The following is a 14564-nucleotide window of genomic DNA, read 5'->3' as shown; positions in this document are numbered from 1 at the left end:
ACTATGTGAAATATTCATCATGGTATAAAGAGAATGTGAAGGATCATCAATTTTAGGATATTAAGTGAATAGTGAATAGTCAATTCGCTGCGCTTGTCAATTTTTTTGGTGTCAAAAATTCACTATTTATTTGCGAAGCAAAATTCACTTATTGACTATGAAATAGTGAAAGGTGAATCGTCAATCCGCTGCGCTTGTCAATTTTTTTGGTGTAAAAATTCACTATTCACTTGCGAAGCAAAATTCACTTATTGATCTATTTAAAATAAATATAAAAGCTCTGTTCTGAAACAGAGCTTTTTCGATTTGATATAGAACCTTTGCTTTATTGTTAATTATTATCCGGTGTAATAAGCCTGATCTTACCATTGATACATTTGAGTGATGTAGGTGGCTCGATCATCATACAGTCAGACGTAATATTATACTTTTCATTAAAAGCTTTCACTTTATCCGTATACTCATTCACCCTTGGTAAGAAAGTCGCTTCTATTTTCTTAGGATAGGCAATGTATTGCTGAGGTCCGCCGCAGGCTTTTGATCCCATAGGAGCAAATGCCCATTGGCTGGCATCCATACATTTTTCTCCTGATACTTCAGATTCAATAGAAGCTTTTAATCTATCCAGCTGTGCCTGTTCATATTTCTGACTGTCTTCGTCAGCAGGTCTGTCAGCTATATCAATGGGAAGATTGGTATTGGCACTCTTTGATGTATTACACGAAACTAAAGTTAATGTAGTACACAATACTATTGCCGGGATATGAAAGAATAATTTTTTCACAATAAACTTTTTTCTTTTTAAGAATTTTCAAAACTTATGCCAAGGTAAGAAATTCAAATTCATTTCCGTATTTTTGACGAAGATGAATAATCATTTTTTTGACTTAATAGAATATACGAACAGAAGCGTTTTTTTAACCGGGAAAGCCGGAACAGGAAAGACGACATTTCTTAATGACTTTGTAAGGCGTACAAAGAAAAAGCATATTGTAGTAGCTCCCACGGGAATTGCTGCCATTAATGCAGGAGGAGTAACCATCCATTCCATGTTTGGACTGCCCTTAAGAACCTTTCTTCCTACTACAGAAAGGATAGATACCAGTTTGGCTAATAATATTGCCGATCTGATGCCCCATTTCAAATACCGTAAAGACAAACTGAAACTTCTGAGAGAAGTTGAAATTATTATCATTGATGAGGTTTCAATGTTGAGGGCTGATGTTCTGGATATGATGGATTTTTCTTTGAGATTCATCAGAAGGAATAATCAGAGATTTGGAGGTGTACAAATGCTTTTTATCGGGGATTTGTTTCAGCTTCCTCCGGTAGTGAGGGATGAGCATATCCTGAAAATGTATTACAACTCACCTTTCTTTTTTGACAGTCATGCCATTAAAGAAATTCCTATTGTTACCATTGAACTGACAAAAGTGTACAGACAGTCTGACGAAGAGTTTCTGGAAATTCTGAATGCTATCCGTGATGGTGATGTGGATAATATAGATTTCAATCATCTCAATGAAAGGTATGATCCTGACTTTGATATGGGAAAAGAATCTTATGTATATCTGTGTTCCCACAACAAAATGGCAGATGAGATCAATCAGGAAAAACTGACAGAAATAAAAGTTGATCCTCAGGTGTATGAAGCTAAATTGGTAGGCGATTTCAAAGAAAACCAATTTCCGAACGAACAGTTTTTAGAACTGAAAATTGGAGCTCAGATCATGTTTATCCGAAATGATATTTCCGGTGAGAAGAAATATTTTAACGGAAAACTGGGTGAGATCATCGGATTGGATGAAAATGAAATCCGTGTTGTACTGGACGAAAGTGAAAATGAAATTGTTGTCAAAAGAGAAACCTGGGAACAGAAGAAATATTTCCTTGATACTGATAAAAATATCCAGGAAGAAGTGTTGGGAAGTTTCGAGCAGTTTCCAATCAAATTAGCATGGGCGGTTACGATTCATAAAAGTCAGGGATTAACGTTTGATAAAGTGATTATTGATGCCGGAAAGAGTTTCACTGCCGGTCAGGTCTATGTAGCTTTATCCCGTTGCAGAACTTTGGAAGGAATAGTTTTAAAATCAAAAATTACTCCCGAAGTTATTTTCAAGGATAACAGGATTTTACATTTCCACACGGATACGATTGCCAATGACCATGTGGAGGCGATTCTGAATCAGGAAAAATATGATTACAGTATCAGAAAAGTATTACGTACATTAGACTGTACATGGTTTTTGAAAGAAGTGGAAGAGTGGAATAACCTTTCCATCGTTACCAAGAATATTGATCACGTTAAAACCAAACAGCTTTATCTTCAGTTGAAACATGAAGCGGTAAATCTTGGAAAGATATTTGAGAAATTGGAACGTATCATTTTTCAGAAAGTCAATAATTTTATTGAAAAGAAAGAAGAGTGGTCCGAAATTGAGAGTAAATCAAAAGGTGCTGTTAATTTCTTTTTTACAGAAACCAGAAATAAAATTTTCGATCCTTTAAAAGAATTTTATGCCGAAATAAAAGGTGCGAAAGGTCTAAAACAATATAACGAAGAATTTAAAAGCTGGTTGGAAGACATTGAAGAATATCTGAACAGTCTGAGAGAGATACATCTTCTTGAAACTAAACTTTTAGATGAAAAGAATGACAAAGAAATCAATCTGAAAATTGCTAAAGTTCCGTCACAAGTTTTAACTTTCCAGCTGTTTGAACAAGGAAAAACGATCGGAGAAATTGCCTTAGAAAGAGGTTTGGTGAAAGAAACTGTTATCGGACATCTTGCCAAATTTGCAGAACAGGGATTGCTGGATATCGCCAGAGTCATTACTTCAGATAAAATCAAAGCCTTTGAAGATGAGTTCTACAAAAATCCACACGAAACTTTAACCGAGTGGAAGAATGCATTGCCCAATCATTTTGAATTTAACGAAATCAGGATTTTAATTAATCATTATAATTATAAAAAAGAAAAGAACTCATAAGAGTTCTTTTTTTATGGATTGATGATTCTTAAAAATTTAAGGATACATCGCATTGATGGTATTGATATCTCCGGTAGTAAATCCGGTTCTGTTATAAGTAAAATTGCTGTTATCAGCTCTGGTAATCGTTGGTAAGCCATTTTTAGAATAAGAGGTTGGCCAGTACATCATCACAGAGTTAATATTAAACGGTCCTATATCTGTTCCGGAATTATAGATATTGAAATTATAAGATTGTCCGTTTTGAATATTATTCCACAGAATCTTTACATATTGATCTCTGTCTTTACGTGTATGTTCATGGTAAAGTCCCACAGTATGTCCCATTTCATGAATGACTGAACCTACAGAAATGTATTGGTCCAAAGAAACAGTTTGTTTTCCGCCCTGATACCCGATATGCGCCCATCCATCAGATCCTGATGAGCTTCCGAAAATAAATTCAACATAATTAGACTGATTGGTGCGGTAGATCCACTGAGTATTGGTTTTATTATTATACTCGCTGATTGCAGAATTAATTTTATTGACGTTGATAGAACCCATATTGCTGGCAATGGTATAGTAAATTTTACCATTAGGCCATCTTGAATAGCTGGCGCCGCCTTTATTAACTTCATTCCCTTCTGATAATTGTTTGTCGGTAAGAACAATATCTCCCTGGAAAAAATTCATTCCGTTTTTTCTTTCATAGGTAATTTCCTGGCCGTTCAATTGTCCTTTTTTTACATTCTCTGCGTTGAATGCATTGGTTTGAGCTTCAGAAGTAATTTCTTCATTGTTTTTACTGCAAGACGAAAATGTAGCAGCAATAAGAAAACTCATAAAGACAGCTTTTCCTGTCAGCATCTGCTTATAAAACAGGCTGTTTGTTTTTTTGTTCATATTAAAGTTTTTAAAAATTTGGTATACGAATATAATGAATATGTCTCTTTTTATTGAATTATTTTTGTTAAAATAAAGTTTTTAACATTATTATTTACTTTAAAAATTACATAGGCAAAATCAAATAAACAAAAATTTTATTCCAATAGTTTTTCCCTGAACTGATCCATTGTTTTTATTAATTACAAAAAGTAACTAATGCAGTTTTTAAGTTTTAAATTTGTATGGTTTTAAGAGCCAATTTAGAATTATGAAATTGACAGAGGAGATTCCTTATCACCTTTGGAAAAATTAACGATCTCAATATGAAAAATTTTGAAATTTCTGTTTTAGATCTTGCACCGGTAAAGCAAGGCAAAAGCATTCATGATACTTTTCAGGACAGCTTATCATTAGCCAATCACGCTGAAAATTTAAATTATAAAAGATTCTGGCTGGCAGAACACCACAATATGGAAAGTATTGCAAGCTCTGCAACTTCTGTTTTAATAGGTTTCATCGCCAATGGAACGAAAACAATCAGAGTAGGTTCAGGAGGAATTATGCTTCCCAACCACAGTTCTCTGATCATTGCAGAACAATTTGGAACTTTGGAGTCTTTATTTCCAGGAAGAATAGACCTTGGATTAGGGAGAGCTCCGGGAACAGATGGGCTAACAGCTCAGGCTTTAGGAAGAAATCCTGCGATTATCAATGAACAGTTTCCAAGACAGATCCTTGAGCTTCAAAGATATTTCTCAAAAGAAAATTCAGATGCGATGGTTCGTGCCATTCCGGGAGAAGGGTTGGATATTCCGCTTTATATTCTGGGATCAAGTACAGATAGTGCATGGCTGGCTGCAGAACTAGGTTTGCCATACGCATTTGCAGGACATTTTGCTCCTGAGCAGATGGAAATGGCTTTTAAAATTTACAGAGAACATTTCGAGCCGTCAAAATATGCAGACAAACCTTATATCATTGCTTGTGTAAATGGGGTAGCGGCTGAAACATCCGAAGAAGCCCATAAAATCTCGACGACTTTATTCCAGGCATTTATCAATATTGTAAGAAACGACAGAAAACCTTTTGCTCCACCCGTGGATGACATGGATGAAATCTGGTCGCCAATGGAAAAATCTATGGTTTTGCAGAAGCTGAGATATACGTTTATCGGAGATCAGGCTGAAGTTCAGGAAAAGCTTAAAGATTTTCAGGAAAGATTTCAGGTAGATGAACTGATGATTAATTCACATATCTACGATCATCAGAAAAGATTGAGATCTTACGAGATTTTCAGAGAGGCGGCAGACTCTTTATCCAAAGCGTAATAAACCATACATAATTAATTGGCAGATGCTTATTTTTATGAGTATCTTTGCACAAATAAAAAGTAAACATGTCCGATATTAAATTAAATACTATTCCAGAGGCTATTGAAGACCTTAAAAATGGTAAAATAATCATAGTAGTAGATGATGAAGACAGAGAGAATGAAGGTGATTTTCTTTGTGCAGCAGAACTGACAACACCGGAAATTATCAATTTTATGGCGCTTCACGGAAGAGGACTGATCTGTATGCCGCTTCCTGAAAAAAGATGTGATGAGCTAGGCCTTGAAGTAATGGTAAGCAGAAGCAGCGATCCTAAAGAAACTGCTTTCACCGTATCGGTTGACCTTTTGGGTAACGGAACATCTACCGGAATTTCTGCAGGGGACAGAGCAAAAACTATTTTAGCACTGATGGATGAGAAATCCAAGCCTACAGACTTTATGAGACCTGGTCACATTTTCCCGCTTCGTGCAAGAAAAGGTGGAGTATTAAAAAGAGCCGGACATACTGAAGCTGCGATTGATCTTACGCATTTAGCAGGATTGAAAGAAGGAGGAGTAATCTGTGAGATCATGAATGAAGACGGAACAATGTCTCGTCTTCCTGAACTTCACGCTTTTGCTCAAAAACATGATATGAAGATCGTTTCTATCGAAGATCTGATCCACTATCAGCTTAAAAAAGGAAATCTGGTAGAAAGACTTGAAGAGAAAAAAGTGAAAACGCACTACGGTGATTTTGATTTTTATGCTTTCAGAGAGACTTCCAATGATCAAATCCACTTTGCATTGACAAAAGGAGCTTGGACAGTAGATGAGCCTGTTTTGGTAAGAGTACAGTCTTCAGATTCTTATTTTGATGTATTGACCAGACTGAACAACGGTGAAAAACCATTGTTGGAAAAAGTAACAGGTATGGTTAATGAAGCTGGAAAAGGAGCTATTATTTTTATCAACAACGTTTCTAATTCTGAAAATACATTAAGAAAGCTTCAGCAGTTCCTGAACTATCAGGACGGGCAGGAGCAGCATCCTACATTAGCGTACAATTACAGAGACTATGGAATCGGAACGCAGATCTTAAAGAATTTAGGAATCAACAAGTTTAAAGTAATCACTCAAAACCCTAATATCAAACCTCAGGTTGGAGGATATGATGTAGAGGTGACTGAGATGGTACAACTATAGTTAATGAATGGTCAATAGTGAATTGTTTTCACAATAAATGACTGTTTGTAATACAAATTTATAAGGTTTAGGATTTTTCTAAACCTTTTTTTATTTTTAAACCATGACTGAGTCTTTAAAAAAACACATCCGGGGATATATTGATATTTCAGACGAAAAGCTGGAAAAATACTGCAATGCCTTTAGTCTTCAGAAAATAAAGAAAAAAGAATTCCTTTTAAAAGAAGGAGAGATTTGTGAATTTGAAGGATTTGTGGTGAGTGGCTGCTTTAAAGTTTTTCATACCCATCATAATGCCGCCGAACAGATATTGTATTTTGGAATTGAAAACTGGTGGATCTCCGATATTGACAGCTTTGTCAACCGTATTCCTTCAAAGCTCAATATTCAGGCGCTGGAGGATAGTGAGATTCTGCTCATTCCCAAAAAGGAAAAAGAAAAACTGTATGCCGAAATGCCGGAGATTGAAAGATTAATGAGACTTAAGTTTCAAAAGTCAATTATTGCATTACAGCGTAGAATCATTGATAATTTAAGCAAGCCTTCAGATGAACGTTATGTTGAATTTTTAAAAGATTACCCACAGACCGCAAACCGTCTTACCAATATTCAGATTGCCGCCTATCTGGGAGTAACGCCTGAATTTATAAGCAGAATCAGAAAGAAAATTGTCAGTAAAAACTGATGGCTGGAAAATAAAAAGTCCCAAAAGTTTGTTTATAAATACTTTCGGGACTTTTCTATATGAGATATAATCTATTTTTAGCCTAATGTAATTCCGTCAAAATTTCGGAAGCCATTCAGAAAATCTTTTACCATCATTCTTTTTTTACCTTCCAATTGAAGTTCCAAAGGATAGTAAATTCCGTCCTGGGTATAGATTTTAAATTCATTTTTCGAAATATCGAGACTTCCGGCTGGTTTTCCGTGATCAGAAAGTTCAAATTTACCCCCGAATATTTTTAAGCCCTTTTCTTCATTGTCAATTTTTAAAGTGGTGAAAGCTGCAGGATAAGGCGACATTCCCAGAATAAACTGATGAACGGTTTTTGAAGGTTGTTCCCAATTGATTCTCGTATCTTCCTTGAAAATTTTATAAGCATTTTTAGGATGCTCAACGTGTGGCTGAGGTTTTTCTTCAATAGCATTTTCAGCAAGGCCATCTAATGTTTTAACAACAAGACCTGAACCCATTTCCATCAATCTGTCGTGAAGACTTCCTGCATTTTCGTCCGGTAAAATTTCCATTTCCTGCTGAAGAAGAATATTACCTTCATCTATTTTTTCATTGATGAAGAAAGTAGTTGCTCCAGATTTTTCTTCTCCGTTGATCACTGCGTAATTGATAGGCGCAGCACCTCTGTAATCAGGAAGTAATGAAGCATGAAGATTGAAAGTTCCCATTTTAGGCATTTCAAAAAGTACTTTAGGCATCATTCTGAATGCTACCACTACAAAAACATCAGCATCCAGTTTTCTAAGTTCTTCCAGAAACTCAGGGTTTCTCAATTTTTCCGGCTGGAAAACAGGAATATTGTTTTCTTCTGCATAGATTTTTACAGGTGACTGGTGAATTTTCTGTCCACGCCCGCTTGCCTTATCGGCCACAGTTACAACACCTACCACCTGATGGTGAGATTGATGGATTGCCTCCAAAGAAGTTTTTGCAAACTCAGGAGTCCCTAAAAAAACGACTTTCAATGATTTCATACTGCAAAGATAAGTTTTTGAGCTGAGAGTCGGAAGGTATTAGCGTGGGAGAGTGGCAGTGTTGTAGAGATAAAATCATTAAAGTATTTTATCAAAACACATACATTTTATTCCACCGTATCTATCATTATTCATTGCTTATCATTGATTACTCATGATTAAGCGCATATGTTCTGAAGTTCAACATTCTTACCTTTCCTGAATCCAAAAGGAAGATCAGATTTTCAAGGATATTTTCTTTAGAATGATAGCTGAGCTGGATAGACAGTTCTTCAATGGTAGCCGATTTTTTTGCCAATAAATTGATGATTTGCTGAGAAATGTTCTTACCAAAGATAGACTGCTTATTTTTTTCACAGACAGAACACTGGCCACAGTTTTTTGAATTTTTTTCACCAAAATAGGCAAGGATAAGTTTCATTTTACAGTAGTCATTATTTTCTACGTAAAATTTCATCTCTTCCCATTTCTGAATTTTGTTTCTCTGAATATGTTCAAATAATTTCCAGTAAGCGCTATTCACAGCTCTTTCATCACGTGGTTTCAGGAATTTAATACTGGCTAGTGCCCCATCGATATATTCAAGATAATTCTTTTGCTGAAGTTCTTTCAACCGTTCTTTGATCAAAGGAACACTGATATTGATTTTGTTGCTTACCTGTTGTTCACTGAACATTACTTTGTGGGTGGTAATGCCTGATATATTACGGAAAAGAAGCTCTATAAAATGGGCATCTTTTTGGGGCAGCTGGTCCATCTCATCAGCTTTGATAAAAAGTTCAAGTGAAGACAGACTTTTATAATCGTTGTAGTAGACAATTTCCTGGTTGTGCAGAAAATTGAGTACATTGTTGATTTTTGCTTTCGACAGTTTTGTGAAATTCTGTATACTCAGACTATTCAGTTGAAAAGTTTTTTCCGGAAGTTCAAATTCTGCTACCTGAAAAATAGAGTAGAGGTAGCTAATGATCTTCAAAAATTCAGCTTTATTGGGTGTCTGATTTTTTAGAACCTGATCAAAATTCAATAGTTCCTGTTTGTTCCAAAGCATGAAGGCAAAACTGTCTTTTCCATCTCTTCCGGCCCTTCCGATCTCCTGATAATAGTTTTCCAGTGAGGCAGCAGGGGAATAGTGAATCACAAAACGAACATTGTCTTTGTCAATACCCATTCCAAAGGCATTGGTAGAAATAAGAACATGGTTGTCGCTATTGTTCCAAAGATGCTGTCTTGCATTTTTTTCTTTGGTTGTTAAGCCTGCATGGAAATAATCTACGTTTTTCAGTTGATTCTTTTTCAGGAATTCTGCCAGCAGTTCAGCTTCTTTTCTTGTTCTTACATATACAATCCCAGAGTCATTGCTATATTTTAAAATATCAAAAACACGTTGAAATTTATCAGAAACTTCATCGGTGAAAATTTTAATATTTTCTCTTTTGAAACTCTTTTGAAAAACAAAAGGATTTTTCAGTTCCAGCTTATTTTTGATTTCTTCAAGAACTTTTGGAGTTGCTGTTGCAGTCAAAGCAAGGCAAGGAATTTCAGGATTATTACTTCTGAATCCTTTTATATTCTGGTAGCTGGGTCTGAAATCCTGACCCCATTCTGAAATACAGTGAGCTTCATCCACAGCAATGAAGGATAATTGAATTTCCTCCATGTTTTGAATAAACTGACTATTGGTAAGTCTTTCAGGAGAAACATAGAGTAGTTTAGTAAGTCCTTCTTTACAACGGTCATACACTGCTTCTGCATCATATTCATCCAGCTCGGAGGACAGATATTCTGCTTCTATCCCACGTGATTTAAGCTGATTAACCTGATCTTTCATCAGTGCCAGCAAAGGAGATATAACAAGACAGGTTCCTTCTTTCAATAAGGCTGGAAGTTGATAGCATAAAGACTTTCCTGCTCCGGTAGGTAGTAGAACCAAGGTGTCTTTTTCATTGATGACAGCATTGATAATTTCTTCCTGAGAATCTCTGAAGTCGGTATAACCCCAGAAATACTTAAGAGTATCATATTTTAGCTTTTGAAAATCCTGCGGAGAAATCATGTTGTAAAAATAAGGAAAGAATTAGACAAAAAAAGTCACGCAGGGCGTGACTTTCATATGATATATCAATATGTTTATTATTTAGCTTCGAAGTATACTCTTCTATTGGCTCTGTTTTTCCATTCAGGGCACTTCGTTGCCGGTTCACACTCAGGGTATTTAAGGTCTTTTTCACCTTTTCCTATTGCCTGTAGTTTACCTGTTTGAACACCATTTTTGATAAGATAGTTCTTAACGTTGTTTGCTCTTCTTTCTGATAGTTTTTGGTTGTAAGCATCAGTACCTCTTGTATCAGTAGCTCCGATTACATTATAAGAACCAGTTGAAGAATTGATGTAGTTTACAGCATTGTTTAAGATTGGCGTATTTGATGGTAAAATTCTGTCAGAATTTAAATCAAACTCAATTCCCTCCAACTTAGTTTCTGTTTCTACTACAGGTCCTGTTGTAGCTACAGGACATCCGTTGTTTTCAACAGGTCCTGGAACTGTAACACACTTATCGTAAAGGTCAATTACACCGTCTAAGTCAGTATCAAGCGCAACTCCGGCACCGTCCACTCTTGCTCCTGCAGGAGTATCAAGCTGTCTGTCCCAATCGTCACATACCCCGTCGTTATCAGCATCTCCTTTTTTACATACTTCGATATCCTGGTTTTTATTAGCCAGTACATCCAGTTTGTAATAGATTTCCTGAAGTGGGTCATGCCACATTAAGTGAGATTCGTGTTTTCCAAGTTTTACAGAAAGACCTAGGGTAGCATTGAAGAAGTTGTCAGAAACCTGCTCAGAACGCTTGTTAATCGCGCTGTAAGCATCACCGCCTCCGTCAAATTCATCATCACCAGTTACCACATACATTAATCTACCTTCAATATCGATTCTTCTGTTGACTTTGAATTTAAGACCTGTACCAGCCTGCATGAACAGAGAACCTAATTGGAAAGGTTTGATTTCAGTCATTAATGTCTGTTTGTTACTTCCGTCTTTCTGGTAGGCTCTGTAGGCAATAGTACCAATACCTGCATATCCATGAAGTGCCCATCTGTAAGGAGAATGGTTATCCACTCTTCTTAACAGGTTAGAGAAGTTAATATCTCCTAAGAGAGAGATTGCGTCATACTGAGTTCTTGCTCCTACTGCTGATGCATCTGGTGCTGAGTTTTTAGTATTGAACCATCCTTGTCTGGTTTCACCTCTGTCATATTGTAAATTGATCCCAAAAGCATGGGTAATCGCTTTATCAATACTTACATAGGCTGAATATCCAAAAAGGTTTTTACCGTTACCATTTTTGATTGAGGTCAAATCTGCAGACTGAAGAAGTGGAACACCCACCCCGGCAGAAATAGACCAATCGTTAAATCTTTTAGATTGATTGGTGAATGGGGAAACATTAGCAGATCCCGAAGAAAATGTATTAGGATACTCTCCTTTTGAAACTGCCGTTGAGTCTTGTGCATATGTGGCAGAAGGAATTGCCAGCGCTAATGCAACAATTGCTAAACTTAATTTCATAGTGTTATTTTTTTAAGTTAAGTTATTTTAAATGACTTTTATTTTAAAAGCGATTTTGTATAATTTTTTCAAGACAAAATCACCAATTTCTAATGCATTTTATGTCAGTTATCCTGAAAATAATGATAAAGGTATGTAAAAAATTCGGAGTAGAAAAAAATAAACCGAAAAGAATTTTTCTTTTCGGTTTATGATGTATTTGAAAATTATTTCTTCTTTTTCTTAGCTGAAACTTTTTTCACTGCTTTTTTTACAGGAGCATCCTCATAGTCTTTCTTTTTGATAGAATCCCATTCAGAACTTTCTATAAATCTTACAGTCACTTTTCTGTCTGCCAGTCTTTCAGCATCTGAAGCTGATGCAGGGATTGTTGCTTCAGCAGAACCAACTCCTCTTGATTTCAGTACATTATCATTAATGCCTCTGCTTTCAAGAGCTCCTACTACAGCAGCTGCTCTTTCTTTAGACAATCTAAGGTTGTAGGCAGCATTTCCTTTGATATCTGTATGTCCTGTTAAAAGGTAGTTACCTCCGTTTTCTTTAATAATTGAAGCTGCCAGATCCAACTTTTCATTAGATTCAGGTCTGATAGTTGCCTTATTGAAGTTGAAATAAATATCTTTAAGAGTTCTCTCTACTTCTACAGCAGTTTCCTTATGATCTTTCACGATAGGGCATCCGTTGTTTTCAACAGGTCCGGGAACGGTTACACACTTATCGTAAAGGTCAATAACCCCGTCTAAGTCTGTATCAAGGGCAACTCCGGCACCGTCTACTCTTGCTCCTGCAGGAGTATCAAGCTGTCTGTCCCAATCGTCACATACCCCGTCGTTATCAGCATCTCCTTTTTTACACACTTCGATATCCTGGTCTTTATTAGCCAATACATCTAGTTTGTAGTAGATTTCCTGAAGCGGGTCATGCCACATTAAATGAGATTCGTGCTTTCCTAATTTGAAAGAAAGTCCCAATGTTGCATTGAAGAAGTTATCAGAAACCTGTTCTTCACGTTTATTGATGGCGCTATATTTGTCTCCGCCACCATCAAATTCATCATCACCGGTTATTACATACATTAATCTGCCTTCAATATCGATTCTTCTGTTGACTTTGAATTTAAGACCTGTACCAGCCTGCATGAACATCGAACCTAATTGGAAAGGCTTGATTTCAGTCATTAATGTCTGTTTGTTACTTCCGTTTTTCTGGTAGGCTCTGTATGCGATTGTACCGATACCTGCATATCCGTGAAGCGCCCATCTGTAAGGAGAATGGTTGTCTACTCTTCTTAATAAGTTAGAAAAATTAATATCTCCTAAAATGGAGATTGCGTCATACTGGGTTCTTGCTCCTACTGCAGATGCATCTGGTGCTGCATTTTTAGTATTGAACCATCCTTGTCTGGTTTCACCTCTGTCATACTGTAAATTGATCCCAAAAGCATGGGTAATCGCTTTATCAATACTTACATACGCTGAATATCCAAAAAGGTTTTTACCGTTACCATTTTTTATGGAAGTGAGATCTCCTGACTGAATAAGCGGAACTCCCACCCCGGCAGAAATAGACCAATCGTTAAATCTTTTTGATTGATTGGTGAAAGGTGCAACATTGGCAGATCCTGAAGAAAATGTATTAGGATATTCTCCTTTGGAAACTGCCAATGAGTCTTGTGCATAGTTGGCCGAAGGAATAGCCAATGCTAATGCAATAATTGCTAAATTTGATTTCATCGTGTATAATTATATAATTCTTTTTTTTGAAAAAAAGTTTAAGTTTTATTATTTAATTGGGCATCCGTTATTTTCAACAGGCCCGGGAACAGTCACGCATTTGTCGTAAAGGTCAATAACGCCATCCAGATCCATATCTAAAGCAACTCCGGCACCGTCTACTCTTGCACCTGCAGGAGTGTCAAGCTGTCTGTCCCAGTCATCACATACTCCATCATTGTCTGCATCTCCTTTTTCACAAACAACAAGGTCAGTACTTGCATTTTCAAGAACGCTGGTTCTGTAGTAAGCTTCCTGAAGTGGGTCATGCCATGCAAGGTGAGATTCGTGTTTTCCTAATTTGAAGGATACACCTAAACTTACCGTCCATGCATTATCTGATCTTCTAGGGTTTAGCATGTTGTATTTTGAACCTGGAGTGGAAGGATCATAATCATTAGGATCTGCCCATCCGCCACCATCAAATTCATCATCACCACTGATGATGTACATGGTTCTTGCCTCAACGTCAATAAGTTTAGAAACATTGTATTTTATTCCTAAACCTCCCTGATAGAAGATAGAGTTGATATCAATGTCTTGTTTTATGAACAAAGGCGTTCTTCTTGGAGTATTACTCCATCTGAATTCGTCGTTATCATGTAGTGATGTTCTGAATCCCTGAACTCCAATTCCCATATATCCATGGAAAGCCCATCTGTATGGAGAGTGGTTGTCTACTCTTCTGAATAAGTTCGAGAAGTTGATATCTCCTAATAAAGAGATGTTGTCAAATTGTGTGGTTGCAGTCGCTATTCCTGATTTTACACCTGCAGCACCGGGAAGCTGGGCTGTCTGTTTCGTTTCTCCTCTCATATACATTAGGCTTAGCCCGAATGCATGTGTGATTTGTTTGTCTACGCTTACGTATGCATTGTAACCCCAATTGGTCTTATCCTTGCGGATAGATTTTAAATCGGAGTGTACCATAAATGCAGGACCTCCTCCAACAGAAATAGACCAGTCTCTGAAACGTCTGGATTTGTTGTCGAAAGTTTGTACATTAGCGGAACCTGAGGAGAATGTATTAGGGTACTCTGTGGAAGAGTTTACTGTAGTGCCGCTGCTCTGTGCGAAAGCTGCAATTGGCAATGACGTAGCCAATAATAATAAACCTAATTTCATACAATA

At 36.6% G+C, this 14564-nt stretch carries 11 protein-coding genes; 4 read left to right on the top strand and 7 right to left on the bottom strand.

Features of this window, described 5'->3' with window-relative positions:
• Positions 1-331 precede the first annotated feature (331 nt).
• Positions 332-784: a hypothetical protein gene (locus NK356_RS15970; RefSeq protein WP_253317438.1), complete on the bottom strand. Its 453-nt coding sequence runs from the start codon at positions 782-784 to the stop codon at positions 332-334.
• Between the two features lie 82 nt (positions 785-866).
• Here NK356_RS15970 and NK356_RS15965 point away from each other — a divergent pair, with 82 nt between their 5' ends.
• A complete protein-coding gene (locus tag NK356_RS15965; RefSeq protein ID WP_034694957.1) occupies positions 867-2993 on the top strand; it encodes a helix-turn-helix domain-containing protein in 2127 nt (708 codons plus the stop codon).
• Positions 2994-3029: 36 nt separating this feature from the next.
• On the opposite strand, the gene NK356_RS15960 is transcribed toward NK356_RS15965, so the two are convergent.
• The gene (locus tag NK356_RS15960; protein ID WP_034694959.1) at positions 3030-3878 is read right to left on the bottom strand and encodes a M12 family metallopeptidase; all 849 of its coding nucleotides are present in this window, start codon (positions 3876-3878) and stop codon (positions 3030-3032) included.
• A 305-nt stretch (positions 3879-4183) separates the two neighbouring features.
• Between NK356_RS15960 and NK356_RS15955 the strand changes: the two genes are divergently transcribed.
• The 3 genes from NK356_RS15955 (at position 4184) to NK356_RS15945 (ending at position 7063) form a co-directional block, all read left to right on the top strand.
• Positions 4184-5188: an LLM class flavin-dependent oxidoreductase gene (locus tag NK356_RS15955; protein ID WP_253317437.1), complete on the top strand. Its 1005-nt coding sequence runs from the start codon at positions 4184-4186 to the stop codon at positions 5186-5188.
• A gap of 68 nt (positions 5189-5256) precedes the next feature.
• A complete protein-coding gene (gene ribB / locus NK356_RS15950; protein ID WP_034694964.1) occupies positions 5257-6378 on the top strand; it encodes a 3,4-dihydroxy-2-butanone-4-phosphate synthase in 1122 nt (373 codons plus the stop codon).
• A 103-nt stretch (positions 6379-6481) separates the two neighbouring features.
• Positions 6482-7063, top strand: coding sequence for a Crp/Fnr family transcriptional regulator (locus tag NK356_RS15945; RefSeq protein WP_034694966.1), 582 nt, complete (start codon positions 6482-6484; stop codon positions 7061-7063).
• A 77-nt stretch (positions 7064-7140) separates the two neighbouring features.
• Here NK356_RS15945 and fmt read toward each other — a convergent pair whose 3' ends face one another.
• The 5 genes from fmt to NK356_RS15920 all read right to left on the bottom strand — a co-directional run bounded on the left by fmt (position 7141) and on the right by NK356_RS15920 (position 14558).
• Complete coding sequence (fmt, locus tag NK356_RS15940) at positions 7141-8088, bottom strand: methionyl-tRNA formyltransferase (RefSeq protein WP_034694968.1); 948 nt, start codon at positions 8086-8088, stop codon at positions 7141-7143.
• Between the two features lie 148 nt (positions 8089-8236).
• Positions 8237-10144 carry an ATP-dependent DNA helicase RecQ gene (locus NK356_RS15935; RefSeq protein WP_034694969.1) on the bottom strand — a complete coding sequence of 636 codons (1908 nt, stop codon included), beginning with the start codon at positions 10142-10144 and terminating at the stop codon, positions 8237-8239.
• 77 nt (positions 10145-10221) lie between these two features.
• Positions 10222-11661, bottom strand: coding sequence for an OmpA family protein (locus NK356_RS15930; RefSeq protein WP_034694970.1), 1440 nt, complete (start codon positions 11659-11661; stop codon positions 10222-10224).
• A gap of 206 nt (positions 11662-11867) precedes the next feature.
• Positions 11868-13394 carry an OmpA family protein gene (locus tag NK356_RS15925; RefSeq protein ID WP_034694971.1) on the bottom strand — a complete coding sequence of 509 codons (1527 nt, stop codon included), beginning with the start codon at positions 13392-13394 and terminating at the stop codon, positions 11868-11870.
• Positions 13395-13442: 48 nt separating this feature from the next.
• The gene (locus NK356_RS15920) at positions 13443-14558 is read right to left on the bottom strand and encodes a hypothetical protein (RefSeq protein WP_034694972.1); all 1116 of its coding nucleotides are present in this window, start codon (positions 14556-14558) and stop codon (positions 13443-13445) included.
• Between the last annotated feature and the right edge of the window lie 6 nt (positions 14559-14564).

Source organism: Chryseobacterium sp. S0630, assembly GCF_024158915.1.
Taxonomy (GTDB): domain Bacteria; phylum Bacteroidota; class Bacteroidia; order Flavobacteriales; family Weeksellaceae; genus Chryseobacterium.
The sequence above is the reverse complement of the archived record's forward strand: the minus strand, read 5'-3'. Positions and strand labels throughout refer to the sequence as shown.